Source organism: Bacillus sp. 204(2023) (genome assembly GCF_037027505.1).
GTDB classification, from domain to species: Bacteria; Bacillota; Bacilli; order Bacillales; family Bacillaceae; genus Bacillus; species Bacillus subtilis.
This window is the reverse complement of record NZ_JAXCHE010000001.1, coordinates 427,081-453,668: the sequence shown is the minus strand read 5'-3', so window position 1 is coordinate 453,668 and position 26,588 is coordinate 427,081. Positions and strand designations below refer to the sequence as shown.

The following is a 26,588-nucleotide window of genomic DNA, read 5'->3' as shown; positions in this document are numbered from 1 at the left end:
CTCCTATCCGAATTTCCCGTTAATATAATCCTCTGTCTTTTGCTTTTTCGGACTCGTGAAAATCTGTTCGGTCTGTCCGTATTCTACAAGCTCGCCGTTTAAAAAGAATGCCGTCCGGTCAGAAACCCGCAGAGCCTGCTGCATATTGTGCGTGACAATAATAATTGAGTATTCTCTTTTCAATCCTGTAATTAATTCCTCTATTTTCGCATTTGAAATCGGATCAAGCGCTGAAGCTGGTTCATCAAGCAGAAGAACAGCCGGCTTCATCGCAAGCGTTCTCGCGATGCATAAACGCTGCTGCTGGCCGCCGGATAACGAGAGTGCGGATGAATGTAAACGATCCTTCACCTCATCCCAGAGGGCCGCTTTTGTTAAACTTTCTTCCACAATTTCATCTAAAACAGCTTTATTCCGCTCTCCGGCATATTTCAATGCATGTGTGATATTCGCATAGATCGATTTCGGAAATGGATTTGGTTTTTGAAAAACCATTCCGATTTCTCTTCTCAAGCTGACAACGTTAATATTGCCGCCCAATATATTTAATCCTTCATAAAGGATTTCACCTTCCGCTCTTGCAGATGGAATTAAATCGTTCATTCGGTTAATATTTCTCAAAAAAGTAGATTTTCCGCATCCCGACGGCCCAATTAAAGCAGTCACCGCATTTTTTTCAATATCCATGTTTACATGATGAACTGCTTGTTTATTTCCGTAAAAAATAGACAGATCTTTGACCTCAAGCACGTGGTTCTGCTTCGGAACAATAACAGCTCGCTCAGGTTTTTCTTTTACCATTTGTTCAGACATGTTTTTCGCCTCTTTCCGTTCTAATTTGCCGTAAGCTTTTTGTAGATCATCGTGCCAAGCCATCTCGCTGCGAGATTAAACACAAGAACAGAAATCACCAGCACGGCAGAACCACCGTTGGCAATCGCTTCAGCATCCGGAATCATTCCTTGTGTATTGACGTTCCAAATGTGGACCGCAAGTGTTTCAGCGGGCCTGAAAATATTAAGCGGTGATGTTTCAGAAAACGGGTTCCACTCCGTAAAATTAAGACGCGGTGTTGTCAGGCCTGCCGTAAATAATAATGCGGCCGCTTCCCCGAACACCCTTCCTGACGCTAAAATTGCTCCTGTGATGATAGAAGGAATCGCACTTGGAATTAAAACTGTTTTTACGGTATGCCAGCGTGATACACCTAAAGCGAGAGAGGCTTCCTTCAGATCTTTAGGGACTGAACGGATCGCGTCTTCTGTCACACGCACCATGACAGGAAGGTTAAAAACAGTTAACGCAAGCGCCCCGCCTATGATCGTATATCCCCAGCCTGTTAAGTTGACAAACATCAATAATCCAAACATCCCAATGACAATAGACGGAAGAGATGAAAGCACCTCTATACATGTTCTAATGAAGTCAGTCACTTTGTTATTAGGCGCGTATTCAGCCATGAAGACTCCGCCGCCCACACCGAGCGGGATTGTAATCAGCATTGTAATAAACAAAATATAAAAGGAGTTAAACAGCTGATCTCGTATGCCTCCTCCAGCTGCAATGGCGCTCGATTTTGTTGTAATAAATTGAAAACTGAGCTGAGAAACACCGTTTATAATAATATAGGAAAACAAACCTACTAAAATGGCAGCGATAATGGCTGCACACAAACCAAACATTCCGGTCGCCAGTTTATCTGTTATTTTGCGGTTCATTACACTTTCCTCCTAGATGACAAGTAGCGAATAAGCAGGATGAACAAGAATGACATCACCAGAAGCACAAGCCCCATTGACCACAGCGTATTGTTTTCAACACTTCCGTATGTGGTGTGGCCCATATTCAGCGTGATGATCGTTGTCAGCGTTCCCGCAGTGTCAAACAGGCTTTCCGGCAATACTCTTGTATTTCCAATGACCATCTGAACAGCCAAAGCTTCACCGAACGCCCGAGCCATGCCTAACACAACAGCTGTCATCAATGTTGGAAAAGCTGCAGGCACAAGTACTTTTCTGATCGTCTGCCATCTTGTCGCACCAAGCGCGTAAGAACCCTCTCGTAAACTCTTCGGAAGAGAAGCCATTGCATCAGCAGAAATCGATGTGATCGTCGGCAGAATCATGACGGAAAGGACAATCGTTCCCGCCAATAAACTGTGCCCTGTTCCGCTCGATTTGAACTGGGCGATAAACGGCACCAATACTGTAAGACCTATGAATCCATAAACAACAGATGGAATACCGACTAAAAGCTCAATCACCGGCTGCAGCACTTTCTTTCCCCAATTCGGGGCAATCTCTGTCATAAAAATCGCACCTGCAATGCCAAGCGGCGCAGCGATTAGAGCAGAAAGAATCGTTACTGCAAATGAGCCAAAAATAAATGGCAGCACTCCGTATTTCGGATCACTATCTGTAGGATTCCAATTTAAGCTCGTTAAGAATTCAATTGGGCTTACACCATTTACAAGAAAAGATTGCAGCCCCTTCACGCCGAGGAAAATGGTGATTGCAACAGATGCCGCAATCATAATCAGCGCACATGCTGTCACAATCATTCTTCCCCGAACTTCATCCAATTGCCGATTTTGCCTTGAGCTGATTAAACGCTCGCTCACAGACATATTTTCTCTATTGTTTATCATTGTTTTACACTCCTATGAATGTGTTAAGAGGAGAAACGGTTGTCCCCGCACTCCTCTTTTTATTAAGATCAGCTATGCTTCCCGTTGGCATCACGTGTCACTTTCATATCAGTAACTGGAATGTAGCCTTGGTCAGTAACAATGCTTTTTTGAATGTCTTCACTCTTTAGATAATCAAGAAATTCTTTAGCTAAACCTGTCGCTTCACCTTTTGTATAAGAATGCTGATAAGCCCAGATCGGATACTCGCCAGTTGTGACATTTTTCGCTTCAGGTTTTACACCATCAATTGATAGAGCAGTTACTTTGTCATCTGTTAAATATGAGAATGCAAGATATCCAATCGCTCCCGGAGTATCAGCAATGATTTTTTTCACCGTGTTGGAGGAATCTTCAGTAATGCCTTCTGCTGGTTCTTCTCCGTCAAGCGCATATTTTACAAATGTAGCACGTGTGCCGGAAGAATCAGGACGGTTTACAAGTGTAATCTTTTGGTCTTTGCCGCCGAGCTCTTTCCAGTTTTTAATTTTGCCAGTGAAGATTTTTTTCAATTCATCTTTTGAAATATCCTTCACACCAGCATCAGGGTTTACAGCTGCTGCCATACCAACTACAGCGACTTGATGATCGACAAGCGCTTTTGCATTGATGCCTTCTTTTTCTTCTGCAAAAACGTCTGAATTCCCGATCTGAACAGCTCCTTCAGAGACTTGAGAAAGCCCTGTTCCAGAACCGCCAGCTTGTACCTGTATGTCAGCATCAGGGTTTTCTTCCATAAATTTTTCCGCGGCTGCAAGTACTAGTGGCTGCATTGCCGATGAACCAGAAATGGTTAAAGAACCTGATGCCTTTTCTTCTCCTTTTGCAGAATCGCTATTCGATTTTTTACTTTCTCCTGCATTTCCGCATGCAGCTGCAATCATCATAAATGCAGCCATCAGAAGCATAAGCACCAATTTGTTTTTTTTCATTTCCTGAATTCCCCCTGCGTATATTGTGTAATTTGTCCTACACGTATAGAGTAAAGGTTCTATGTAAAAAGGGTTTGAACCGAATGTTAAGGTTTTGTAAATCAGTGCGTTTTTTTGTATAAAAAAAAACGCCCACATCATGTGAGCGTTTCTTTTTAGTTATCAGAAGACGTTGTGTTTTCTGCATTTTCTTCAATTTTGTCTTTATTCTTTTGCTGAGTATCTTCTTTGTCCTGCTTCGATTTCAGCTCAAAATATTTATCCATTACTTCCCTGCCGATTTCGTTTGTAATGGTATATTTAGCGCTGTAATCAATATAAGCCCAAGGGACTACTACAGAGATCGCAATCTCAGGATTATCAGCCGGTGCATAGGCAACAAGTGTCGTATTATAAGTCGCTGTTCCTGTTTTTGATTTATCAGGTCCATCATAGAACGATTGTGCTGTTCCTGTTTTACCGGCAGGCTGATATGACGCTGAAGCAAATTGGCTGGCAGCTGTCCCTTTTGTCATCACCCGTCTGAATCCGGCCTGAACCTCTTTAATATATTCACTCTTCATGTCGATTTTATTCAGCACTTCCGGCTGAACGGATTGTACGACAGCACCGATCCCTCTTTTAGCATCAGGTTCTCTGACTTCCTTTACAAGCTGAGGCTTTAAGCGATATCCGCCGTTTGCAATCGTTGATACGTATTGCGCAAGTTCCAGCGGTGTATATGTGTCGTATTGGCCAATCGCATAGTCAAGCAAGAATCCCGTCAATCTGTCTGTTCCTTTATAGCCTGTCATTTCATTCGGAAGATCAATTCCAGTTTTGACACCTAATCCAAATTGGCTGAAGTAATTACGGAACGTATCAAAGGCCGTCGTATCAATCGGTAAAGCTTGGTGCGGTTTATATTCACCTTTTCCGAGCGCGATCGCTGTTTTGAACATAAATACGTTGGAAGACTGCTCTAAGGCTCTTTGAATGTTAACAGGTCCTAAAGTAGTCCAAGATTTTTTACCATTTTTATCCTGACCGATATACAATGGTTCATCCTGAAAAACTGTATTCAGATTGATGGCTCCGGTTTGAAGGCCCGTCAAGACTGTTGCACCTTTGACTGCTGATCCCATGGCATAAGATGACGTCATTGTACCTAAAGCGTAATCATCAATTTTATATTTCCCATTTTCTTGTTTAATCTGCTTGCCCGCCATTGAAAGCACTTCACCGTTTCTTGGGTCCATCATGACAACGAATGCACGGTCTAACAATTGCGTGCTTGGTCTTGCTTTAGCAGATTTGAGGTTCTTCTCAATGATTTTTTCCACTTCTTTTTGCAAATCAATGTCAATCGTAAGCACGAGATCTTTACCGGCTTTGCCTTCAGATACCGTTTTTGTTCCCGTGACATTGCCGTTTGAATCTGTGATATTTTCGACTTTGGCTTTTTGGCCCTGCAGAAGGCTTTCATATTGGTATTCCAAATAGCTTTTTCCGACCCTGTCATTACGGCTGTAGCCAAGCGACAGATAATGGTCGAGCAAGTTGGACGGCAACCCTTCATTAGAGCTGGAAACACTTCCGAGCACTGAGCGAAGAAGGTTTTTATACGGATATTCACGTTCCCAATCGGACGTGACATCAACACCTGGCAGTTCGTCTAAATGTTCACTTACCACTGCCATTTCCTTCGCTGATACATCTTCGTTTTTGATATATTGAGGGGTCAATGCATAGCCCGAATCCATCTGTCTTTTGATAGCGAGGATCTGCATATCTTTATCCGTTAATTCATTCAGCTGCTTATCAGTAATCCGTTTTAGCTGAAGCTGGTATAAATCGTCATCGGATATTTTTTTGTCTTCAACCTGCTGTCTTTCTTTAGAGCTAATGAGCTTTTTCGCTTCTTTCGGTCTAGTCAAAATCCAATAATCTTTTTTATCCCGTTCTGTTACTTTTTTTGTATCGACTTTGATCATGTCAGACAGCTTTTTTGCGATCTTTAAGCGCTGTTCTTGCGTGGTCGATTTAGATCTCGTGTATGTGATTGCATTTAAAGCCTTATTTGTCACAATGGCATTAAAGTTTCGATCATAAATTTTCCCGCGTGGTACCGCTGAGCTGACTTCACTTTGTTCCTGCTTATTTGCTTGGTTTTTGTAATCATCGCCTTGCACGATCTGCTTGATGCCCAGTTCCACAATAATCCAGGTAAATATAACAAAGGCAGCTAAAAATAAAATATTCAGCCGGATCGGAAGCGACTTCTTTTTCTCTTTATGATTTTGCTTTTTTGGTTTATTTCTCCTCATAACATCACCTTTTCTATTTACAGAAAGAAAAGACACTCAAGTAAGAGTGCCAGTTTTCATTTTAAAGGTTTTTTCGACTTTTTTCTACAGATAACCCCTTTTTGGCAAAAAAATTATCTCTCGCCTTTTAAAAGGGTCGGTTCTGTTACCCGTTTTTGGCCGTCTTCTTCCATGGTTTCATTTTCCCCTTCTTTCTCCTTAAAACGGATATCCTTGACAAAGTAATAAATCAAAGGATGTCCTATACCCAATATCGCAAGTGACAAAGGAATTCCCACATCCTCTTTCAGAAGGGCCACAATCAGGAGAAAGCACAAAATGGAAACAATTCTGCCGGCGTTCAAGAACATTTCTCTAAGCACGATATATTCAATTCTTGCTTTTCTTGCATGCCTCGCGCGCCCTATCACATCATATGTAAGTGATACATATGGCACAAGCAACAGAGGATAGCCGATGGCAATGAAAACGCCGTACGTTAATAATGTCGAAAAGCTCATATGGAACAGAATCAAAAACAGCGCGCCATACAAAATAAGTCCGCCCAGCAAAATCGATTTTTTTCTCGCCTTTTTCTTAACCAGCCTGGATGCAAAGTAGTAGGCAAAGAAGGAAACAGCTGAATTGACAAGACCGAATGTACCGAGAGCAAGTTCGCTGTTTGTCTCAATAAATACAAACACACTGATTAAAAAGACAAAAATCCCTTCTCTCAAACCCTGAAAAAAATGCGCATTCGTGATTCTCCGCCAATTCATATTGCTATGGCGCTCTCCAAATACTTTGCTCAGCATAAAACGGCCCTTTGATTCTCTCCGTTTTAAGAAAAAGCTCATCACGACAGCCAGGGCAAATAAACTGAGAGAGAGACTGAAAATCACTGTATAACCCGTATTATTTTCAAGCCTTGAGATCACAAATCCGGCTACAATCGGGCCGATCATTCCTGCAGAGGAAGACAGAATGCCCATAAACCCGTTGAAAAAGTCTCGTGTATCCGGCTCTGTTATTTCAAAGGTCAGCACGTTAAACGCTAGCCAATAAAAGCCATAGCCCACTCCGAGCACCGCGCCGATTAGCACGAGGCGGCTGGCCGCCGTTTCTCCGGCTAAAAGCACACTTAAATAAAAGGCAGCTAAAAAAATGACGCCGAACCTTAAAATGAATACCCTGTCTATTTTTTTGGCTAACCGTCCAGCCAAATAAAAGGTTATCGGCTGCATTGTCACAATGGATAAATTATATATCGCCAAATCAATAAATTTCCCTGACTGCTTCCAAAGATACACATTAACAAATGTATTGGACAGTGCAATTCCCAGCGAGTAAAGCCCGCCAATGGTCAGCAGAAAGAGTAACCCTTTGTTTACGTCTACATCGCCTATCACTTTTTTTAGTTTGCTCATTACTGACTCCCCTTTACTATCCCTTAGTCTGTCTCACTCAAACCGAGATATGTAAAAAGAAGACATAAAAAAACAAGGTCCCATAATGAGGACCTTGTTTGTGCCATTATTTTGCTTCGCTGTATAGACGAGCCACTTCGTCCCAGTTTACAACATTCCAGAAAGCTGAAATGTAATCAGGACGGCGGTTTTGATAGTTAAGGTAATAAGCATGCTCCCAAACGTCAAGACCTAAGATAGGCGTTTTGCCTTCTGAAAGCGGAGAATCTTGGTTTGGCGTGCTTGTGATTTCAAGTTTACCGTTGTTCACAACAAGCCATGCCCAGCCAGAACCGAAGCGTCCAGCTGCTGCTGCTGCGAATTGCTCTTTGAATTTGTCAAAGCTTCCAAATACACTGTTGATCTCTTCAGCAAGCGCGCCAGTCGGTTCGCCTCCGCCGTTTGGAGATAAAAGTGTCCAGAATAATTTGTGGTTCGCGTGTCCGCCGCCGTTGTTGCGGACTGCAGTGCGGATGTTTTCAGGAACAGAATCAAGATCTGCAACAAGCTCTTCAACTGATTTGTTGGCAAGAGCAGTGTTTCCTTCAACCGCTTTGTTTAAATTTGTCACGTATGTGTTGTGGTGTTTCGTATGGTGAATAGTCATAGTTTCCTTGTCGATATGCGGTTCTAAAGCATCGTACGCATAAGGTAATTCTGGAAGTTCGTAAGCCATGATAATTCCTCCTTAGTATATATGTACTGAAATGCCGCTTCACAGCGAGCCTTTCTTCATTCAATGTAACAAAAGAATGCTTTGTAATCAATGAAAAAGCTCACGATTTGGCTCATTTCAGCGGACATATTTCACTTTAACCGATAATCTGCCCCATTAAACCTGCCGCCAGCATTTCTTATAGGACCGTCCATAAAAAGTATCCGATCATCAAAAGCTGTATGATGCCTTTTGCAATAACCCCTGTTAAAAAACCAATGAGTGAGCCGAGGCCAATTTTAAACGCTGACTTTAAGTCCTTCTGATGGACGATAAGTTCTGCGCAAACAGCCCCGATAAACGGCCCCAGTATGATCCCTGCAACCGGAATGACAAAAGGCCCGATTAATAAACCGATCGTGCTTCCCCATATGGCAGCTTTGCTTCCTCCGAACCTTTTTACTCCAAGCAGATTCGACACGTAATCTGCTGCGAATAATACTGCGGCAAAAACTGCCTCAACAAGCCAGAACATATAAGAATACGGACTGAAGGAAAATAAAAATCCGTACAATACAAATCCGGCAACAATAAATACTACGCTCGGAATAACAGGATACACCAGCCCGATAAAGGCAATGATAAAAACCGCTGCAATCAACAGCCAATACAACATATCCATAGCTTCCATCCTCCCATTTTACTCTGTCTTCTTCATGTCTTCCTTGTATTCACACGCATGCAACGATACAATAAGCAACATATATTAGTTTAGCTAGGAAGTGAAGATAGTGAATGTGTTTCAGCTTTTCATTAAAAGTACATACTCTCCCCGTGATATTGCAAAAACAAGATTTCAAGGAATCGGAAAAGCGATTCTTTATGTATTTTTGCTCTCTGTCCTGTTTGCAATCCCTACCGCTTATTATGTAAGTACAGGGACCGTAAAATCAATGAACGGCTTTAAAACTGTTTTAAACAAAGATTTCCCTGATTTCACAATTTCAAACGGCAAACTTCAAACGGATGAGAAAAAAGCCACGGAATCTCAAGCAAATGGTTTCGTTATCGTGTTCGATCCGACAGACTCCTATGGCACTGAACAAATTGAAGCAAAGCAAAACGCGATCGGCATCCTTCAGAACAAATTTGTTTTGGCCATTGACGGACAAGCCCAAGAAATGTCTTACTCAATGATGCCGTCAGAGTTACAGAAAAAAGATGTCATTGCAGGGTTAAACCAAAATAAAGCGATGATTGTAACTGTTCTCTCAGCTCTTATTTTTCTCGTAACAGCAGCGGGAAAATTTATTGAAGTATCGTTTTTAGCGCTTATCGGGTTAATCATTAAGAATTCGCAGAAAAAACATTTATCATATCATCAGCTCTGGAAGCTTTCTGCTTATTCCATCACCCTTTCAACTGTATTCTTTATAATCATGCGGGCATTAGAAGCAACCGTACCAAGTGAATTTTTGCTGAACTGGTTTGTCAATTTTGTCATCCTGTTTCTCGTTTTAAAAGAGATTCCGTCCAAAAAAGCTGCTGTATAAACCGAGGCTGCATTCGCAGTCTCTTTTCTTTTGTCATGAATCGAAATGGACAAGCATACTATGATATAAAATTTCGTATGCGGGAGGAAAAGCGATGAAGCGTCTCACCTTAGTATGCAGCATTGTTTTTATACTTTTTATTCTTTTTTATGACCTTAAAATTGGAACCATCCCCATTCAGGACCTCCCTGTCTATGAAGCATCAGCAAAAACGGCTGCACAAGAACCGGCATATAAAACGGTGAAGGTAAAGCCGGGTGATACGGTTATGTCGATAGTCGGATCAGCAGGTTCTCCGGATGACATTGTAAAAGATTTTGAAGCACTGAATCCAAATGTGAAAGCCAATGCCATTCAAGCGGGAACAGCGTATAAATTCCCGGTCTACCCTTAATTTAACGTTAATTTCTTGTCAGTTCGGCGAAGACACTGTTACAATGTAATTTGTAAAATAAATTCACATAAACCATACTAGAATTGTTATATCTAGAAGCGGCAACTACAATTAAGGAGCGATTGCAAGTGAGTGAAATCACACATCGTACAAAAACGCGTCCCGTCAAAGTGGGACCTTTAACAATAGGCGGCAACAATGAAGTTGTCATCCAAAGCATGACAACAACAAAAACACATGATGTAGAAGCAACGGTTGCGGAAATTAACCGTTTGGCTGAAGCCGGATGCCAAATCGTTCGGGTAGCATGTCCGGATGAACGGGCAGCAAACGCCATTGCGGATATTAAAAAGCGCATTTCCATTCCTCTCGTTGTTGACATACATTTCGATTATAAACTTGCGTTGAAAGCCATTGAAGGCGGCGCAGATAAAATCCGAATCAACCCCGGCAACATCGGCCGACGCGAAAAAGTTGAAGCGGTTGTTAAAGCGGCCAAAGACAAAGGCATTCCGATCAGAATCGGAGTAAACGCCGGTTCATTGGAAAAACGCATTTTAGAAAAATACGGTTATCCGACTGCCGATGGAATGGTAGAAAGCGCACTTCATCACATTAAAATTCTTGAGGATCTTGATTTTCACGATATTATTGTCAGCATGAAGGCCTCTGACGTGAACCTTGCAATCGAGGCTTATGAAAAAGCGGCGAAAGCGTTTGACTACCCGCTTCACCTCGGGATCACCGAGTCAGGAACGCTGTTTGCCGGCACAGTAAAGAGCGCAGCAGGACTCGGCGCCATTTTAAGCAAAGGCATCGGGAACACCATGCGCATTTCACTAAGCGCAGACCCTGTAGAAGAGGTAAAAGTAGCAAGGGAGCTTCTGAAATCTTTCGGCTTAGCCTCCAATGCTGCCACGCTCATCTCATGTCCGACTTGCGGCCGTATTGAGATTGATCTAATCAGCATTGCCAATGAAGTGGAAGAGTATATTTCTAAGATAAAAGCGCCGATTAAAGTTGCTGTTCTCGGCTGCGCTGTAAACGGACCTGGTGAAGCGAGAGAAGCTGATATCGGAATCGCCGGCGCACGCGGTGAAGGACTGCTGTTCCGGAAAGGGAAAATTGTCCGTAAGGTTCCAGAGGAAACGATGGTAGAAGAACTCAAAAAAGAAATTGACATTCTTGCTGAGGAACACTACGCAAAACTTGAAGCTGAAAAAGCAAAATTAAAAGAAGAAACACAAAAAGCTTGACGGGAACCCGTCAAGCTTTTTTGTGTTAGAAAAATGGAATAATAAATATTCCAAGCACTAATGAAACGACACCGATACCCATTGCCCAGGCTCCAATGCCTTGAGCACCTCTTCTTCTTGCGATATAGCCGACAATAATACCGGCAGCTCCCAATAAAACAGGCAGTACAAACAATGAAATGATGGACAAGGCTAAAGCGATGTACCCTATTCCCCGTCCTTCATTGACATTGCCGCCGCTGCGATCATTGTCTTGGTCATTGCTGCGGTCAGCAGCACGATAAGGCTCTGCAATTTCAGCAGCTGTTTCCTCAAAAAAACCGTCATTGTCGCGGGTAATATTTGTCCCTTCAGATCCATGATCAACATAGTAACTGTTGTTATCACGCTTTTCGTAATCGTTTGCCACCTTCAATTCCCCCTTCTGTTTTATTAAAGGAGCTTTTATAGTTTGATCCATTTTGTCTGATTCATGTTTGCTAAACTTTTCTGTTAATGTCAATTGTTTATGTTACACTTGAAGGGATGAAACTGAAGGAGTGTGGGCATGTTACGCTTAGGAATAGATATTGACGGCACAATCACGGCTCAGGATACATTCGTCCCTTATTTGAACCGTTCGTTTAATCTTTCCATTTCATTAAACGATATGACGGATTATGATTTAACAAAGCTGTTAAACATTACCCAGGAAGAATTTTGGGATTGGATGAATCAAAATGAAGCGATCATATATAAGGAAGCATTGCTTGCACAGCATGCGAAACAGTCACTTGATCTTCTCAAAGAGGAGCACAAGCTTATTTATATTACAGCGAGACGGACTCATTTAACTGATATTACCTATGAATGGTTTGACAGACAAAACATTCATTATGACCACATCGAACTCGTTGGCGGTCATCACAAAGTTGAAGCGGTCAAGAATCATAACATCGACCTGTTTTTTGAGGATCATCACGGCAACGCCATGATGATTGCGAAAGAAGCCGGGATACCGGTGATTTTGTTCAATTCCCCTTATAATCAGCTTCCGATTGATTCAAACATCATCAGAGTAAACAACTGGCTAGAAGCCGTTCAATGGATGAACAACAACAAGCATCACATAATACGCGTCAATAACTGAAAAAGGAGCCCAAACCGGGCCCCTTTTTCATATATACGCATTTTACGCAGTAGTGTTGTCTTGGTTTTCCGCTGTACAATCAGGGCATGTGCCGTAAATCTCAAATTTATGTCCGCTGACCTGATAGCCATCCAAATCATCACAAAGCTTGTCCATCGGACATGATTCAATTTCCTTTGTTTTGCCGCAGGCAAGACAAATAAAATGATGGTGGTGATGGGTGAATGAACACTTAAATCGGAAAAGCTTTTCACCGGACAGCTCAGTTGTTTCCAAAATCCCAAGTTCTTCATATAAAGAAAGATTTCTGTAGATTGTATCAAAGCTTAAGCCTGGATAATCATTATTCAGTGCAGACAGTACGTTTTTAGCGGTAAGATATCTGTCTGAATCAGCAAAAAGCTGCAGCATATCCTCCCGTTTGTTTGTATATTTATATCCGTTTTCTTTTAATAGGTTCAACGCTTCTTGTACGTTCATGAAGGGTCCCCCTTTTCGCTTTGCTTAAGAACGTATCACATGTATGAAAAAGAAAATGGCAGCTGTCTGTCCAGCAAGCCATTTTCTTTACTGCAGATAAAATTATACCCATAAAATGAATAAAAGTAAATGAAAGCCTAGTGGATTGCGTTTTTGAATTTTCCGCCTCTCGTTTCATGAGTATTCATAATTGTTATGAATGCATTTTGATCAACTTCAAACACGATCGATTTGAGCTTTGTCACTTCCAGCCTTGTGACAACCGCGTAAATTACGTCTTTTTCTTCGTCCGTATACCCGCCTTTCCCCTTCAGCTTCGTTGTGCCCCGACCGAGACGGTGCAAAATCGCGTCGGAAATCTCATCATACTGCTCAGACACAATAATGACAGCTTTTGTTTCATCAAGCCCTTGGATCACGGCATCAATCGTTTTCATCGCAATATAATAAGTCATGAAAGAGTACATCGCTTGCTCAGGACCGAACACAAAAACTGCCCAAATGAAAATGAACACATTGATGAACATAACGAACTCACCTACTGAAAACGGGAGTTTTTTGGTCAGCAAAATACCGAGAATTTCTGTACCATCCATTGAACCTCCGTTTCGAATAACAAGCCCGACGCCAAAGCCGAGTAAAAGACCTCCGAACACAGTAGCCAAAATAGGCTGGGTTGTAATGGCTTCTACATGGTGAAGTGAGGATTCAATAACGGCAAGCCCGACAATCCCTATAAATGTAGAGACTAGAAAGGTCTTACCGATATATTTATATCCGAAGATCATAAAAGGAATATTTAATATGACAACGAAAAAAGCGAAATTCAGAAAGGGGTTTGACATAAAGAGGTGGTCTAAAATAAGTGATACACCGATAATCCCGCCATCAATAAAATCATTGGGGATTAAAAATAATTCAATACTTACAGCCGCAGATGCAGCTCCTACCAGAATCATAAAGACCCTGAAAATAAAATGGGTAAATGTTTCTTTCTTATGTTGTTTTGTTGGGGTCATAAAATCTCCTTTCCTGCAATAACTATTTTAAATACATTATAAATCTATTTTACCATTAAACACTGACACATTTTACTGATTTGCCCATACATTAAGTCTGGAGGTGGAATGACCGATGATTTTATTTCAAAGAATTATTTTACAGCGGCTTAATCAGGCTACTGCTGATGATTTGATGAAGTACTCAAAACAATACGGAATCAGTTTAACAAGATCGCAGGCCGTTGAAGTAGCGAACCTGTTATACGGGAAAAATGTAAACATCTTTAATGAGAGTGAACGAATGCGGCTGCTGAAACAAGTAGAGACGATTACATCGAAAGAAACAGCTCAAACAGTTAATGAACTATTCAAACAATTTACAAGCTAAAAAATGGGGGTGTTATCCCCCATTTTTTATTGCTGTAAAATCTTTTCGAGCAATGTATCATCAAATTGTTTTTCTTTCAGCATTTCAATCTCAAAACGGTATGGCGGTTTTTTGTTCTTTTTATCTTCACCGACGTATGGTGTTTCAAGAATTTTTGGAATGTCTTTTAACTGCTCATGGTGAACAACATATTGCAGTGCGTCAAAACCTATTTCACCAAAGCCAATATTTTCATGGCGGTCTTTTCTCGCACCTTTGACATTTTTGCTGTCATTGATATGAAGCACTTTAATACGGTCAATGCCAATGATTTTATCGAACTCATTTAGCACTCCGTCAAAGTCTTCGACAATGTTATACCCGGCATCATGTGTATGGCACGTGTCAAAGCACACTGACAGCTGCTCATTGTGTGTAACGCCTTCGATAATCTGTGCAAGCTCCTCAAAGCTTCTGCCGCATTCTGATCCTTTTCCAGCCATTGTTTCTAATGCAATCTGGACATTTTGATTCGGATCAATCACTTCATTTAAGCCTTCAATAATTTTTTTGATGCCGGCTTCAGCTCCTGCCCCTACGTGAGCCCCAGGATGAAGGACAATTTGCTTCGCTCCGATGGCCGCTGTCCGTTCAATTTCTGAACGAAGAAAATCAACACCCAGCTCAAAAGTGGACGGATTTGTCGTGTTGCCAATATTAATAATATAAGGCGCGTGTACGATAATCTCGTCAATGCCGTTTTCTTGCATATGTGCCCGGCCTGCTTCTATATTTAAGTCTTCAATTTTCTTTCGGCGCGTATTTTGCGGTGCGCCTGTATAGATCATAAACGTATTCGCCCCATAAGAGACTGCTTCCTGGCTTGCAGCCAGAAGCATATGTTTTCCGCTCATAGAGACGTGTGAGCCTATTCTCAACAACAGGTTCCCCTACTTTCTTTTCTTAGATTGGTTTCTTCTCTGTTTTTTCTTGATTTTCTCCATCTCATAGCTCATTTTCTTTTTATACCCAGGCTTAACCTTCTTCGGCTTTTTCACGAGACGATGAGCAATTTCATCCGCTTCATTCGGCGTTTTTTTACGCTTTTTGCGGCGCTGACGGTCATCGCCTTTTTTCCATTCGCCCTTTTCAAGCTCTAAGTAATCAAATTCGATGCCCATTTTTTCAAGTCTTACTAATGCATCCTCATCAGTAAGCTCATAAATGGTCATCGCTTGTCCTGATGAGCCGGCACGAGCCGTTCTGCCCACACGGTGAACATAGAAATCGAGATCATCCGGCAGCTCATAGTTGATAACATGGCTGACACCTTTAATATCAATACCTCTTGCGGCAAGGTCAGTTGCAATGACATATGTGAATTCCAAATCATTGATCTGCTTCATGACTTTTTTCCGCTCACGTGGTGTTAATCCGCCGTGCAGCAAGCCGATTTTCATGCCTTTGCCAGTCAGATACTGGGCAATATGGTCAGCCGTATTTTTCGTGTTGGCAAACACAATCCCCAGGTATGGATTCAGATGCGACATGATGTCAAAAAGGAGCTTGTCCTTGTCACGATGTTTCGAAGGAATGAGGATATGCTCTATTTTCGCAGCAGTCACCTGTTTTGGCTCCACATGGGCGTATTTCGGATTTTCCATGTATTTCTTCAAAAATGGTTTCAGCTTTTCCGGTATGGTCGCTGAGAACACAAGCATTTGCAGATCCTCAGGCATGCGGGAACCGATGTAATCTACATCTGCAAGGAATCCCATGTCCAGCATTAAATCCGCTTCATCAATAACAAGAGATTCCGCTTTATGAACACTTAACGCCTGTTCTTTGATTAAGTCAGCAATCCGTCCGGGTGTACCCACAACAAGATGCGGCTGTATTTTCAATTTATCAATTGATTTTTGTTTATCAGTGCCTCCGATAAAACATTTCGAGCGAATCTGACTGCCTTCCTCACCCTGCGTGATTTTAAGCGCTTCCTGATAAATCTGGTTGGCTAGCTCTCTTGTCGGAGCCGTAATGACTACCTGAACGACATCCTTAGCAGGATCGATTTTGTTTAATAAAGGCAGTAAATAAGCGTGAGTCTTTCCAGTACCCGTCTGAGACTGGCCGATGACGCTTTCTTTTTTTAACACTGCAGGAATCAGCCTTTTCTGGATATCAGTCGGTTCGTAAAAACCAAGGCGATGTACTGCATCTATAATAAATGGTTTCAATTCATAAAGTTCAAATTTCGTTTCTTTCATTTTTCCCAGCTCCTTAAAGCGGCACATTATGTGTCCATCATCACATTATAACCGATTTTGCTTAAAAACACCACGTTTGCAAGGCGTTTGTTTTATTCAGTTATGTAAAGCAAATACCGCAGCCCATGCATATTCTAATAGCAGAGAGAGCTGAAAGGAGGTACAAGTATGTTTTCACCGCAGCAGCCAATGAGAAATTACCCACAGCCCGGACCGCTCCGCCCCATGCCAAATCAGCGAATGATGGGCAGAAGACCGCCTAATATGCGAGGACCTTCATTTGGAGCACAGCAGCAAGGTTTTCAGCAAGCCGGACAATTTCTTCCTCAGGCAAATGCCGGAGCAAGAAATGGTGCAGGTGCAGGCGGAGGCTTAAAAGGAATGCTGTCAAGGTTCCTAACCGGCGGAGGAGGCGCTGGCAGCGCCGGAGTTCCTGGAGTTCCAGGAGCAGGTGCAGCAGCGAGCGGAGGTGCTGGCCTGCAAGGCATTCAAAATATCGCCAATCCTGCATCATTATCCAGTATGCTTGGAAATGTGCAAAAGGTACTCGGCATGGCGCAGCAAGTCACCCCTATGATCCAGCAGTACGGCCCATTAGTCCGCAATCTGCCAGCAATGATGAAGCTGTACAGCCAATTAAGTAAAAGTGATGATACTGAGACAGAGGCCAATGAGGAAAGTGAAAAACAATCCGTTTCAGAAGAATCATCAGAAAAAGAGACTGAAACAAAAACCTCAGATGGGAACAAAAAATCAAAACCAAAAAGTTCTTCTCTCCCAAAAAAATCTAAAACAACTGACAATAAAGAACAAGAATCAAAAACATCTGCCCCGATGAAAAAGGAAGTTGCCTCTCCTGCTCCGAAAAGAACATCAGGCAGTTCAAAACCGAGATTATATATTTAACATTCTTTGATATCTGAAGTGAGATTGGCTATAATGAGATCAGAAGAATGCAAGAATAGAGCCGTTTGATTACGGCTTTTTATATTGCCTTTACTCACTTCAGTATTGGAGGACAACCGAAAATGGACGTAATTAAAATTTCACCGCGCGGCTATTGCTATGGTGTTGTTGATGCTATGGTCATTGCCAAAAATGCGTCACTAGATAAAAGCTTGCCAAGACCCATCTATATACTCGGGATGATTGTTCATAATAAACACGTCACTGATGCGTTTGAAGAGGAAGGGATTTTTACATTGGACGGCTCTAACCGTCTGGACATCTTAAAGCAGGTTGACAAAGGAACTGTCATTTTCACTGCGCACGGTGTTTCTCCCGAAGTCAGAAGAATCGCAGAAGAAAAAGGGTTAGTCGCAATTGATGCTACATGTCCGGATGTGACGAAAACTCATAATCTAATCTTAGAGATGAAAGAAAAAGGATATCACGTAATCTATATCGGCAAAAAAGGGCATCCAGAGCCTGAGGGAGCCGTTGGCGTAGCGCCAGAGATCGTTCACTTAGTTGAAACAGAAGAAGATGTAAAGAACCTTGATATCCAAGCAGAGAAGTTAATCGTGACGAATCAAACAACAATGTCTCAATGGGATGTCCACGACATTATGGAGCTTGTCAAAGAAAAATATCCTCATGTCGAATATCACCAAGAGATTTGCCTCGCTACTCAAGTGCGGCAGGAAGCTGTATCAGAGCAGGCAAAAAAAGCGGACTTAACAATCGTTGTCGGAGACCCGAAAAGCAACAACTCAAATAGGCTTGCTCAAGTGTCAGAGGAAATAGCCGGGACAAAAGCATACCGGATCGGCGACTTAAGCGAATTGAAGCTCGAATGGCTGAAAGGCGTTAATACCGTTGCAGTTACAGCGGGAGCTTCAACACCGACGCCGATCACAAAAGAAGTCATTCGCTTTTTGGAGCAGTTTGATCACGAAGATCCATCAACTTGGACAACTGAACATATTATACCGCTCAAAAAAATACTTCCAAAAGTAAAAGCAAAAAACTGAGGCTGTAAAAGCCTCAGTTTTTTTATAGAAATGTAAATGGATTTGTATCTGTTTCAGAAACAAAGATATTCACGTCAAACTTTTTATCATTACACATTGATGTCAGTTTTCTCGTGACGCCTTCTTTCATGATTTTTTCCGCATAGTGTCCCGGATCAACCACATTTAGGCCAAGCATCATCGCATCATGGGCCACATGGAAGTATAAATCCCCTGTGACGTAAACATCGGCTCCCTTTCGTTTTGCATGATGAATATACTTGTTTCCATCTCCACCAAGAACAGCTACCTTTTTCACCATGCTGTCAGCATCTCCCACCATTCTGACACCATTGACGTCAAGCTTGTCTTTCACAAATAAAGCGAATTCCTTGAGCGTCATCTCATTTTTAAGGGTTCCGACACGGCCGAGCCCTTTTTCGGCGGGAGTCTGTTCGACAGGATAGATATCGTAAGCAACTTCTTCATATGGATGGCTTTTTATCATTGCATTGATAACAGCCTTTTCGACGCTTTTAGGAAATACAGTCTCAAGCCTTACTTCATGAACAAGCTCAAGCTCTCCCACTTCACCGATAAAAGGCTTAGCTCCGTCTAATGGCTTAAAGCTGCCGATTCCTTCAGATGAAAACGCGCAATGGCTGTATTCACCGATATGGCCGGCCCCCGCATTTCCGAGCGCGGCTCTGACCTGCTCTTCATATTCCTTCGGCACGTAAACTGCCAGCTTTTTCAGAGGATCCGTATAAGTAGGTGCCAGCACTTCCGTCTCACTCAGCTCTAATGCTTCAGCAAGCAAATCATTCACGCCGCCGTCCGCAACGTCTAAATTTGTATGAGCTGCATAAACAGCAATATCATGCTTCAAACACTTTTCAATTAACCTTCCGGCAGGCTGATCTGTTGAAATATGCTTTAGCGGCCGGAAAATAGGAGGATGGTGTGCAATAATCAAGTCAACCTCTTTTTCAATCGCTTCATCGATAACGCTCTCTAACACATCAAGTGTAACCATCACATTTTTAATTGGTTTGTTTAAAGTGCCGATTTGCAGGCCGATTTTATCTCCTTCAACCGCATAGGCTTTCGGGGAAAATTGTTCAAACAGCTGGATGATCTGCTGCCCATTTACACTTTTAGCCATGATCGATTACCTCCTTTAACAGCTCCATTCGATCGGCGAGCTCCTTTAATTTTTGTTTGTTTTGCTCTGTATCTGCCGCTTGGCTGATCTGTTCATAGATGCTTTGAGTGTGCTGAAGCTCTTGTGTCCACTTTTTCAAAAAGACAGCATTTTTTTCTTTTGCCAAGAAAGGACCGACGAGCATCCCGGCTGATAAAGAAATACCGTCATAAGCCGCATCCCTGTCTCCCTCTTCTGCTACCAGCACCTCATAGCACTTTCCGTCCTCTTCAAGGATTACCTCATCTATCAGCGCATATCCTTCTTTATAAAGCCACTCCCTGATATGAACAGCATGAATATTCGGCTGTAAAATGAGCCGTTCCTTCCCCGTTAATTTGTCTTTGCCCGCTTCTAAAATGTGAGCGATCAAAGCCCCGCCCATTCCGGCAATCGTAATGGCATCAGCTTCACCTTTTTTAATCACTTCCAGTCCGTCTCCCTGCCTTACAGAAATGTGCGAGTTTAAGCCTGATTTTTCAACCTGCCGCTTTGCAGACAAAAACGGGCCGTCTGTTATTTCTCCGGCAATCGCTCCGCTGGCTTTATGATTCAGCACCGCATAACAAGGAAGGTATGCGTGATCAGAGCCGATATCGGCCATCACCGCTCCATTCGGTATGTACTCCGCTACTGTTTGCAATCGTTTAGATAATTTTAATTCGTTCACTTGTCATCACAACTTTTCTCAATCATTTTTTCCTTTACTATCATATAAAAAATCAGCCCGGAATCCAAGCTGAAGCAAATGATTTTGAAATTATTTCTTTTGATGCGGGTCTGCACGCGGCAGTCAAAAATAAAAGGCTGTCGAGAACATCTCGGCGGCCTGTGAATGTATAAAGAGAAAAATGGTTCTTTTATTTAATTTTTGACACCCACTCTGCCATATCATCCAGCTTATCGGCCGGAACAAGACCGGAAGGCATTCCATTACCGCCTTTTTCGATCTTTGTTTTAATTTCAGCGACATCTTTCTTATCCCCTACACCTTTTAAGCTAGGACCCGAAACACCTTCATAATTTTCACCGTGGCATGCGATGCAGTTTGCCTTGTAAATTTCTTCTGGTGAAGCGTTTGCATCTTTCTTTTCAGCAGATTTGCTTTCTCCTCCGCTCGCAATCTCCCGAGAGTCATCAAGTCCTTTTACTGATAAAAAGAAAGTTAGACCAATTCCTAAAACAGCGATCAGCAAAAATGGAATAAGCGGGTTCCATTTCATTTCCCTTCCCCCTTTTTGATCCTTCCCCCTATGTAAACACTTCTAATTCTAACTTATTTTTACAAAAAGTAAATGGATTGCTATACAAAAGTTTTTTATTCACACTTTATACAAAATTGAATAGAAACATGCCTAAATCTCTAATATCCTTTTTATTCTATTGTATAATGTATTGTATACGCTTACAATAGAAAATATGGAATTAGATTTTGAAATTTTTCACCACAATGTTCATTTGCAAATGACATCATTTTTCAGTAAAATAAAGGCATATTATCCATATATCTTTTTAAAAAAAGAAGAACGGATCTTCAAGACCCGTTCCATCTTATTCGAGGAAATCTTTCAAACGTTTACTTCTGCTAGGATGTCTTAGTTTCCGCAACGCTTTGGCTTCGATTTGTCGAATACGCTCTCTCGTTACTCCAAATACTTTGCCGACCTCTTCTAATGTTCTTGTACGCCCATCATCAAGACCGAATCGAAGACGCAATACATTTTCTTCACGATCAGTTAACGTATCAAGCACATCTTCCAGCTGCTCTTTCAATAGCTCGTATGCGGCGTGGTCAGAAGGTGAAGTTGCTTCTTGGTCTTCAATGAAATCACCAAGGTGCGAGTCATCCTCTTCACCGATCGGTGTTTCCAGAGATACCGGCTCTTGAGCAATCTTTAAGATTTCGCGTACTTTTTCAGGCGTTAAATCCATATCTTCCGCAATTTCTTCAGGTGTTGGTTCTCTGCCTAAGTCTTGCAGTAATTGACGCTGCACACGGATTAATTTATTAATGGTTTCAACCATATGAACGGGAATCCGGATCGTTCTCGCCTGATCGGCAATGGCGCGTGTAATCGCCTGTCTGATCCACCACGTAGCATACGTACTGAATTTATAACCTTTGCGATAATCAAATTTTTCAACGGCTTTCATCAGGCCCATGTTTCCTTCCTGGATCAGATCAAGGAACAGCATACCGCGTCCGACATAACGTTTTGCGATACTGACAACAAGCCGCAGGTTCGCTTCAGCCAATCTGCGTTTAGATTCTTCGTCACCTTCTTCAATCTTTTGAGCGTAGGCGATTTCTTCTTTTGCAGAAAGAAGGTTAACCCGACCGATTTCCTTTAAATACATACGAACTGGGTCATTGATTTTAACGCCAGGCGGTACACTTAGGTCATTAAGGTCAAATTCTTCTTCGGCTTTGGCAAGCTGCTGAATATTAGGATCTTCTGTTTCTTCATTCTCACTAATTAATTCAACACCTTGTTCACCTAAAAATTCATAATACTCATCCATTTGGTCTGATTCAATTTCAAAGCTGGACATACGCTCAGCAATTTCTTCATATGTCAAAACGCCACGTTTTTTACCAGACTCTGTTAATTGCTCTTTTACTTGGTCGAATGTTAATTCTGTCTCGTGGGTTTGTTTATCAGCCATTATGGATCCCTCCTTCCAAAGCTTGCAACGAATTCTATAAGCGGTATGATTCTTATTCGGTCCATTCAGGCGTTTTCTATGTGAACTGCCTTTAACAATGTGCGAATAATGAAATGACAATTCATGATGAGGTTAAGCGATCTATTTGCTCCTCCGCAAGGAATCATTGCCAATACATGCTCCTCATCAGTTCTCCAGTTATTTTAAAGATCGGTTCAATGTAACGATTTCTTGAGCCAGAGAAGCAGCTCTTAAAAAATCTTTTTGCCTTTCGGCTTCAGCTCTTTCCGCCTCTTTTTCTTTTATCATTGACCAATTTCTTTGATTCAACACTTTTTTTACATAATCTGATAACTCGGCTTCGCTAAGCTCTTGATTAACCTGAAGCATTAATATATCAGACAAGAGCTGACTTATATGATCATCCGTCACCCTGGCCATCAGATGCTGAGGCGTCAGCTCGGCTCCCTCTTCATAAAAAGCATAAAGATAGGCGGCTAATGCCCGGTGCTCATCAATATTAAATTGAAACCCTACCCGGTCAATCACTTTTTTGATGACGCTCCGATCTCGAAGCATATGAGCGAGTAACAGCCTTTCTGCATTTTCATACGCCGGACGCAAACGTTTTTGCCTTGCTTTTGTCGTCAGATGCGCTCGCCGCGTTTTTGTTTCACCGCTATTGTCAGCAGGTTTGTTTTGCTTGCTGAAAACAGACAGCTGCTCAGTTAAAGACTCCTGTGAAAGCGAAAACTCTGAAGCAAGCTGCTTTACATAGACTTCCTGCTCTAGAGACCCTGAAAGCGTGCTGATTTCTTTCAGTACGTCTTTAATGTAAGCCAGGCGGTCGCCTTCATCGGACAGGTTCTTTCCTTTTCGGAAATATTGCATTTTGAACGCCATTACGGTGACACTGGCGTCAATAATGTCGTTTTTAAATTTTTCCCCGCCGAATTTTTTGATGTAATCATCAGGGTCCAATCCGTCAGGAATCATTGCAACTCTGACTTTGCAGCCTTTTTTTTGCAGAAGCTCCGAAGCTTTTAAGGTGGCTTCATAACCGGCTTTATCAGAGTCATAGCAAAGAATGATTTCTTCGACGTTTCTTCTCAGGATCTTGACATGATCATCTGTAAGAGACGTTCCCATCGTGGCTATGCTTTCTTTTACACCCGAGCTTACAGCCGATATGACATCAGCAAACCCTTCAAATAAGACTGCTCTTTCCTGCTTTCTGATATGAAGGCGGGCCTTATAAAAATTGTAAAGCAGTTTACTTTTATGAAAGAGCGGGGTTTCAGGACTGTTCATATACTTAGGCTGCTGGCTGCCAAGAGCCCTGCCTGAGAAAGCAACAACAGCCCCGTGATGATCATGGATCGGAAACATGACACGGTTTCTGAACCGGTCGAAATATCCGCTTCCGTCTTCGCGTCTGATCAGGAGACCCGCTTTTTCCATTTGCGCCTCACTAAATCCCCTCTTTACAAGGAATTTCGTGATAAAGTCCCAAGAATCAAGAGCATAGCCAATCTGAAATTCATCAATCAGCTCTTTCGTAAAGCCCCTAGAAAGCAGATAATCCAGTGCCTCTTGACCTTCTTTTGTATTTATTAACAAATGATGGTAAAATTTCTTCAGGAGCTCATGTGCCTCAGCCATTTTTTGTTCTCCAGAAGACTCTGGCCGGGCTCCGGAATGGACTGTTATATCATCTGGAAAATCAATTTGGTATTTGTCAGCAAGGTGAGAAACCGACTCGGCAAATGAGTAGCCTTCCATCTGCCTTAAAAAAGAGAAAACATTGCCGCCCGCTCCGCAGCCAAAGCAATGAAAAATCTGTTTGTCGGGCGATACGGAAAACGAAGGTGTGCTTTCTCCATGAAAAGGACAGAGTCCAAAGTAGTTTCGGCCTTGCTTCTTTAATTGAACATAATCACCTATGACTTCAACGATATCTGCCGACTTTTGCACCTGATCCACAATTTCATCTGGTATCCGATTTCCCATCTTATAACACTCCGTCGTACATTATTCGATGCTTTAGTGCAAAATCCCTTCATCGTTCGACAGGATTTTTTGCAGCAGTGTAATAAATCGTTCTCGATCTTCTTTATTCAATTTTTTAGGCCCTTTGGCATATACGCCTTTTCTTCTTTGTTTGCCGGAAAAATGACGGCCCTCTAGAGCAAAATCAATCGTGTCTTCTTTGTAAAGACGACCTCTTTCCGACATAACGGAGACATTTCTGTTCAACAGCAGAGATGCTAATCCGATGTCCTGCGTCACAACAATATCTCCCGGTTTCACGTGATTTGCGATATATAAATCAGCAGCTTCTTTATGAGGATCAACATACTTCCATTTTTCTTCATTGCTTCTGGAAAGCTGATAATGTTCAAATGAAGCGACAAAAAGAACTTGAACTTCATACTCGGATGCTGTTTGTAAAATTTCATCTTTTACCGGACAAGCATCAGCATCGACAAAAATCGTCTTTTCTTGTTCATTAAGAAGAGTAATTCTCCATCCCTCCATTAAACTCCTGCATAAAAGCAAGCAAAATCGCACATCCTTTATTATTGTGGATGTATATGAATTTGTCGAAAAATTTCCGGGAGAAATTCTTGACATCTTACCCATAATAGTTTATTCGTATCACACGATCCTTAAACCTAAAATTAATCATTTTATCACAATTTTTTATTATAATACAAACTTCACAAAGATGCTATTGTTTTTCATTATTCCCTTTTGGCACAGCCAAAAACCCAGGATAGAGCGTCCTGAGTTATATGTTTTTTGTTTTGAGATGATGGATAATATTTGCTGTTTCCTCAACCGCTTTATTTGAAACATCAACAACTTGGCAGCCGATCCGATCCACAATCTTTTCGAAATACTCGAGTTCCTCTTTGATTCTGTTGATATTTGCATAAATCGCTTTATCATTAAGCCCGAGTGATTTTAAACGTTCTTTTCTGATATGATTCAGTTTATCAGGGCTAATCTTTAAACCGATGCATTTTTTCGGATCAACGTTAAAGAGTTCTTCCGGCGGATCAACCTCCGGTACAATCGGAACATTGGCAACCTTCAGGCGTTTGTGTGCGAGATATTGAGACAGCGGTGTTTTAGACGTTCTTGACACGCCGATCAAAACGATATCAGCTTTTAAAATTCCTCTTGGATCACGTCCATCATCGTATTTAACTGCAAACTCGATGGCCTCCACTTTTTTGAAATAATCTTCATCAAGCTGGCGCACCCGCCCCGGTTCGTATTTCGCTGTTAAACCGTAGGCTGTTTCCATTTTATCAATCAACGGGCCGATAATATCATAATATAAAACATTTGCTTTTTCCGCTTCGGCTATCAAATATTCTCTGATTTCCGGCACCACGAGTGTAAAACAGATAATGCCGCCGTCTGCCTTTGCAAGTGAAATTACTTCATTGATAGTGCCTATATCTTCAACATAAGGAATTCTTCTTACATGAGTATCATCCGCTGATCCGTTAAATTGGCTGAGTGCTGCTTTTACTACCAATTCAGCCGTTTCACCGACGGAATCCGATACAACATAGATGATGCGGTTATTCATATTATCCCCCCGTTAGTTTGCAATCTTATAGGATTTCATTTTCAGATAAACTGACAAGTATTTTGGTCATATTTGTTTTTGTCACTCTGCCGATCACTTCAAAGCCTTTATCGGTGTCTTTGATGACAGGCAGTGCATCAATTTGTTTTTCTATTAAGTGCTTTGCAATGTCCATCACATAATCCTCGCGTCTGCACACCGTAATGTTCGGCATCCTTGTCATGATGATGTGAACAGGGACCGATGTAAGCTCCTGCTGGCCAATGCTCGCTCTGAGCAAGTCTTTTCGTGAAAGCACCCCGACTAAAACAGCATCGCGGTCCACCACAAACAGAGTACCTACATCTTCTAAAAACATGGTGCAAATCGCATCGTACACAGAAACGTTTTCGTGAATCACTACGGGGATAGATTGAAAGTCTTTCACCTGAAGCTTTTTGAGTTTATCCGCCAAAAGCTGCGTGCCGGTTTTTCCCGTATAGAAATAACCGACTCTCGGGCGCGCCTCGAGGAATCCTGACATGGTGAGTATGGCTAAATCCGGGCGCAATGTCGCCCTGGTTAGGTTCAGCTTTTCTGCAATATGCTCCCCTGTAATCGGCCCGTTTTCTTTTACAATCTGCAAAATATGTTCTTGCCGTTTATTTAGTTCGATCGTACTCACCACCTTTTCACTTCATAGCTATGTAA

The 26,588-nt window shown here is 42.0% G+C and carries 28 protein-coding genes; 7 read left to right on the top strand and 21 right to left on the bottom strand.

Annotation, left to right across the window (positions count from 1 at the left end; genetic code table 11):
• Positions 1-3: 3 nt before the first annotated feature.
• From pstB to WA279_RS02390, 8 genes are all read right to left on the bottom strand, one after another.
• A complete protein-coding gene (pstB, locus tag WA279_RS02425; RefSeq protein ID WP_015384102.1) occupies positions 4-813 on the bottom strand; it encodes a phosphate ABC transporter ATP-binding protein PstB in 810 nt (269 codons plus the stop codon).
• Between the two features lie 20 nt (positions 814-833).
• On the bottom strand, positions 834-1,718 hold the full coding sequence (pstA, locus tag WA279_RS02420) for a phosphate ABC transporter permease PstA (RefSeq protein WP_003230103.1): 885 nt from the start codon (positions 1,716-1,718) through the stop codon (positions 834-836).
• On the bottom strand, positions 1,718-2,647 hold the full coding sequence (gene pstC / locus WA279_RS02415) for a phosphate ABC transporter permease subunit PstC (RefSeq protein WP_014477352.1): 930 nt from the start codon (positions 2,645-2,647) through the stop codon (positions 1,718-1,720). The genes pstA and pstC overlap by 1 nt, the downstream gene beginning before the upstream one ends.
• Positions 2,648-2,715: 68 nt before the next feature.
• On the bottom strand, positions 2,716-3,618 hold the full coding sequence (locus WA279_RS02410; protein WP_336154146.1) for a phosphate ABC transporter substrate-binding protein: 903 nt from the start codon (positions 3,616-3,618) through the stop codon (positions 2,716-2,718).
• A gap of 155 nt (positions 3,619-3,773) precedes the next feature.
• Entirely contained in the window at positions 3,774-5,924 is a 2,151-nt protein-coding gene (pbpA, locus tag WA279_RS02405) for a penicillin-binding protein 2A (RefSeq protein ID WP_017696170.1), read from the bottom strand.
• Between the two features lie 113 nt (positions 5,925-6,037).
• The gene (locus WA279_RS02400) at positions 6,038-7,330 is read right to left on the bottom strand and encodes an MFS transporter (protein WP_335388697.1); all 1,293 of its coding nucleotides are present in this window, start codon (positions 7,328-7,330) and stop codon (positions 6,038-6,040) included.
• Between the two features lie 106 nt (positions 7,331-7,436).
• The gene (sodA, locus tag WA279_RS02395) at positions 7,437-8,045 is read right to left on the bottom strand and encodes a superoxide dismutase SodA (protein ID WP_004398583.1); all 609 of its coding nucleotides are present in this window, start codon (positions 8,043-8,045) and stop codon (positions 7,437-7,439) included.
• Positions 8,046-8,223: 178 nt separating this feature from the next.
• On the bottom strand, positions 8,224-8,706 hold the full coding sequence (locus WA279_RS02390) for a DUF456 domain-containing protein (RefSeq protein ID WP_004398518.1): 483 nt from the start codon (positions 8,704-8,706) through the stop codon (positions 8,224-8,226).
• Positions 8,707-8,815: 109 nt separating this feature from the next.
• Between WA279_RS02390 and WA279_RS02385 the strand changes: the two genes are divergently transcribed.
• The 3 genes from WA279_RS02385 (at position 8,816) to ispG (ending at position 11,227) form a co-directional block, all read left to right on the top strand.
• Positions 8,816-9,577, top strand: a complete 762-nt coding sequence (locus tag WA279_RS02385; protein ID WP_336154141.1) for a DUF1189 domain-containing protein — start codon at positions 8,816-8,818, stop codon at positions 9,575-9,577.
• 94 nt (positions 9,578-9,671) lie between these two features.
• Positions 9,672-9,971: a LysM peptidoglycan-binding domain-containing protein gene (locus tag WA279_RS02380; protein WP_014477356.1), complete on the top strand. Its 300-nt coding sequence runs from the start codon at positions 9,672-9,674 to the stop codon at positions 9,969-9,971.
• Positions 9,972-10,093: 122 nt separating this feature from the next.
• Complete coding sequence (gene ispG, locus WA279_RS02375) at positions 10,094-11,227, top strand: flavodoxin-dependent (E)-4-hydroxy-3-methylbut-2-enyl-diphosphate synthase (protein WP_010886567.1); 1,134 nt, start codon at positions 10,094-10,096, stop codon at positions 11,225-11,227.
• Positions 11,228-11,252: 25 nt separating this feature from the next.
• On the opposite strand, the gene WA279_RS02370 is transcribed toward ispG, so the two are convergent.
• A complete protein-coding gene (locus WA279_RS02370) occupies positions 11,253-11,642 on the bottom strand; it encodes a DUF308 domain-containing protein (RefSeq protein ID WP_336154138.1) in 390 nt (129 codons plus the stop codon).
• Between the two features lie 132 nt (positions 11,643-11,774).
• Here WA279_RS02370 and WA279_RS02365 point away from each other — a divergent pair, with 132 nt between their 5' ends.
• On the top strand, positions 11,775-12,356 hold the full coding sequence (locus WA279_RS02365; RefSeq protein ID WP_336154136.1) for a hypothetical protein: 582 nt from the start codon (positions 11,775-11,777) through the stop codon (positions 12,354-12,356).
• A 42-nt stretch (positions 12,357-12,398) separates the two neighbouring features.
• Here the strand turns inward: WA279_RS02365 and zur are convergent, their stop codons facing one another.
• Together zur and WA279_RS02355 are read right to left on the bottom strand one after the other, a co-directional pair.
• A complete protein-coding gene (zur, locus tag WA279_RS02360; RefSeq protein WP_070547543.1) occupies positions 12,399-12,836 on the bottom strand; it encodes a zinc uptake transcriptional repressor Zur in 438 nt (145 codons plus the stop codon).
• 137 nt (positions 12,837-12,973) lie between these two features.
• Positions 12,974-13,855 carry a YitT family protein gene (locus WA279_RS02355; protein ID WP_003230077.1) on the bottom strand — a complete coding sequence of 294 codons (882 nt, stop codon included), beginning with the start codon at positions 13,853-13,855 and terminating at the stop codon, positions 12,974-12,976.
• Positions 13,856-13,970: 115 nt separating this feature from the next.
• Between WA279_RS02355 and WA279_RS02350 the strand changes: the two genes are divergently transcribed.
• Complete coding sequence (locus WA279_RS02350) at positions 13,971-14,225, top strand: DUF2624 domain-containing protein (RefSeq protein ID WP_335388701.1); 255 nt, start codon at positions 13,971-13,973, stop codon at positions 14,223-14,225.
• A 26-nt stretch (positions 14,226-14,251) separates the two neighbouring features.
• Here WA279_RS02350 and WA279_RS02345 read toward each other — a convergent pair whose 3' ends face one another.
• Positions 14,252-15,145, bottom strand: coding sequence for a deoxyribonuclease IV (locus WA279_RS02345; RefSeq protein ID WP_009967756.1), 894 nt, complete (start codon positions 15,143-15,145; stop codon positions 14,252-14,254).
• A gap of 9 nt (positions 15,146-15,154) precedes the next feature.
• Positions 15,155-16,471, bottom strand: coding sequence for a DEAD-box ATP-dependent RNA helicase CshB (cshB, locus tag WA279_RS02340; RefSeq protein WP_015483443.1), 1,317 nt, complete (start codon positions 16,469-16,471; stop codon positions 15,155-15,157).
• Positions 16,472-16,639: 168 nt separating this feature from the next.
• Between cshB and vrrA the strand changes: the two genes are divergently transcribed.
• The gene (gene vrrA, locus WA279_RS02335) at positions 16,640-17,377 is read left to right on the top strand and encodes a VrrA/YqfQ family protein (protein ID WP_336154133.1); all 738 of its coding nucleotides are present in this window, start codon (positions 16,640-16,642) and stop codon (positions 17,375-17,377) included.
• A gap of 122 nt (positions 17,378-17,499) precedes the next feature.
• The gene (locus tag WA279_RS02330) at positions 17,500-18,444 is read left to right on the top strand and encodes a 4-hydroxy-3-methylbut-2-enyl diphosphate reductase (protein ID WP_336154131.1); all 945 of its coding nucleotides are present in this window, start codon (positions 17,500-17,502) and stop codon (positions 18,442-18,444) included.
• 22 nt (positions 18,445-18,466) lie between these two features.
• On the opposite strand, the gene WA279_RS02325 is transcribed toward WA279_RS02330, so the two are convergent.
• The 8 genes from WA279_RS02325 to ccpN form a co-directional block, all read right to left on the bottom strand.
• On the bottom strand, positions 18,467-19,588 hold the full coding sequence (locus tag WA279_RS02325) for a Nif3-like dinuclear metal center hexameric protein (RefSeq protein ID WP_038829714.1): 1,122 nt from the start codon (positions 19,586-19,588) through the stop codon (positions 18,467-18,469).
• Complete coding sequence (trmK, locus tag WA279_RS02320) at positions 19,581-20,231, bottom strand: tRNA (adenine(22)-N(1))-methyltransferase TrmK (protein ID WP_038829713.1); 651 nt, start codon at positions 20,229-20,231, stop codon at positions 19,581-19,583. The genes WA279_RS02325 and trmK overlap by 8 nt, the downstream gene beginning before the upstream one ends.
• Positions 20,232-20,487: 256 nt before the next feature.
• On the bottom strand, positions 20,488-20,850 hold the full coding sequence (cccA, locus tag WA279_RS02315) for a cytochrome c550 (RefSeq protein ID WP_003230068.1): 363 nt from the start codon (positions 20,848-20,850) through the stop codon (positions 20,488-20,490).
• 328 nt (positions 20,851-21,178) lie between these two features.
• A complete protein-coding gene (rpoD, locus tag WA279_RS02310; protein WP_003226225.1) occupies positions 21,179-22,294 on the bottom strand; it encodes an RNA polymerase sigma factor RpoD in 1,116 nt (371 codons plus the stop codon).
• A gap of 198 nt (positions 22,295-22,492) precedes the next feature.
• Positions 22,493-24,304: a DNA primase gene (gene dnaG, locus WA279_RS02305; protein ID WP_014480290.1), complete on the bottom strand. Its 1,812-nt coding sequence runs from the start codon at positions 24,302-24,304 to the stop codon at positions 22,493-22,495.
• Between the two features lie 33 nt (positions 24,305-24,337).
• Positions 24,338-24,832, bottom strand: a complete 495-nt coding sequence (locus WA279_RS02300) for a YaiI/YqxD family protein (RefSeq protein ID WP_003230065.1) — start codon at positions 24,830-24,832, stop codon at positions 24,338-24,340.
• A gap of 253 nt (positions 24,833-25,085) precedes the next feature.
• Entirely contained in the window at positions 25,086-25,898 is an 813-nt protein-coding gene (locus WA279_RS02295; protein WP_003230064.1) for a pyruvate, water dikinase regulatory protein, read from the bottom strand.
• 25 nt (positions 25,899-25,923) lie between these two features.
• Entirely contained in the window at positions 25,924-26,562 is a 639-nt protein-coding gene (gene ccpN / locus WA279_RS02290; RefSeq protein WP_003237058.1) for a transcriptional regulator CcpN, read from the bottom strand.
• Between the last annotated feature and the right edge of the window lie 26 nt (positions 26,563-26,588).

What these genes read in the sequence shown, in the direction of transcription:
- trmK (WP_038829713.1), bottom strand. Translation starts at nt 20,231, where the DNA reads ATGGCCGATATCGGCTCTGATCACGCATACCTTCCTTGTTATGCGGTG.
- dnaG (WP_014480290.1), bottom strand. Translation starts at nt 24,304, where the DNA reads ATGGGAAATCGGATACCAGATGAAATTGTGGATCAGGTGCAAAAGTCG.
- WA279_RS02295 (WP_003230064.1), bottom strand. Translation starts at nt 25,898, where the DNA reads ATGAATAACCGCATCATCTATGTTGTATCGGATTCCGTCGGTGAAACG.
- WA279_RS02350 (WP_335388701.1), top strand. Translation starts at nt 13,971, where the DNA reads ATGATTTTATTTCAAAGAATTATTTTACAGCGGCTTAATCAGGCTACT.
- WA279_RS02400 (WP_335388697.1), bottom strand. Translation starts at nt 7,330, where the DNA reads ATGAGCAAACTAAAAAAAGTGATAGGCGATGTAGACGTAAACAAAGGG.
- WA279_RS02365 (WP_336154136.1), top strand. Translation starts at nt 11,775, where the DNA reads ATGTTACGCTTAGGAATAGATATTGACGGCACAATCACGGCTCAGGAT.
- WA279_RS02300 (WP_003230065.1), bottom strand. Translation starts at nt 24,832, where the DNA reads ATGGAGGGATGGAGAATTACTCTTCTTAATGAACAAGAAAAGACGATT.
- vrrA (WP_336154133.1), top strand. Translation starts at nt 16,640, where the DNA reads ATGTTTTCACCGCAGCAGCCAATGAGAAATTACCCACAGCCCGGACCG.
- pstB (WP_015384102.1), bottom strand. Translation starts at nt 813, where the DNA reads ATGTCTGAACAAATGGTAAAAGAAAAACCTGAGCGAGCTGTTATTGTT.
- sodA (WP_004398583.1), bottom strand. Translation starts at nt 8,045, where the DNA reads ATGGCTTACGAACTTCCAGAATTACCTTATGCGTACGATGCTTTAGAA.
- pstC (WP_014477352.1), bottom strand. Translation starts at nt 2,647, where the DNA reads ATGATAAACAATAGAGAAAATATGTCTGTGAGCGAGCGTTTAATCAGC.
- rpoD (WP_003226225.1), bottom strand. Translation starts at nt 22,294, where the DNA reads ATGGCTGATAAACAAACCCACGAGACAGAATTAACATTCGACCAAGTA.
- WA279_RS02330 (WP_336154131.1), top strand. Translation starts at nt 17,500, where the DNA reads ATGGACGTAATTAAAATTTCACCGCGCGGCTATTGCTATGGTGTTGTT.
- cshB (WP_015483443.1), bottom strand. Translation starts at nt 16,471, where the DNA reads ATGAAAGAAACGAAATTTGAACTTTATGAATTGAAACCATTTATTATA.
- zur (WP_070547543.1), bottom strand. Translation starts at nt 12,836, where the DNA reads ATGAACGTACAAGAAGCGTTGAACCTATTAAAAGAAAACGGATATAAA.
- WA279_RS02390 (WP_004398518.1), bottom strand. Translation starts at nt 8,706, where the DNA reads ATGGATATGTTGTATTGGCTGTTGATTGCAGCGGTTTTTATCATTGCC.
- pstA (WP_003230103.1), bottom strand. Translation starts at nt 1,718, where the DNA reads ATGAACCGCAAAATAACAGATAAACTGGCGACCGGAATGTTTGGTTTG.
- pbpA (WP_017696170.1), bottom strand. Translation starts at nt 5,924, where the DNA reads ATGAGGAGAAATAAACCAAAAAAGCAAAATCATAAAGAGAAAAAGAAG.
- WA279_RS02380 (WP_014477356.1), top strand. Translation starts at nt 9,672, where the DNA reads ATGAAGCGTCTCACCTTAGTATGCAGCATTGTTTTTATACTTTTTATT.
- WA279_RS02355 (WP_003230077.1), bottom strand. Translation starts at nt 13,855, where the DNA reads ATGACCCCAACAAAACAACATAAGAAAGAAACATTTACCCATTTTATT.
- cccA (WP_003230068.1), bottom strand. Translation starts at nt 20,850, where the DNA reads ATGAAATGGAACCCGCTTATTCCATTTTTGCTGATCGCTGTTTTAGGA.
- WA279_RS02410 (WP_336154146.1), bottom strand. Translation starts at nt 3,618, where the DNA reads ATGAAAAAAAACAAATTGGTGCTTATGCTTCTGATGGCTGCATTTATG.
- WA279_RS02325 (WP_038829714.1), bottom strand. Translation starts at nt 19,588, where the DNA reads ATGGCTAAAAGTGTAAATGGGCAGCAGATCATCCAGCTGTTTGAACAA.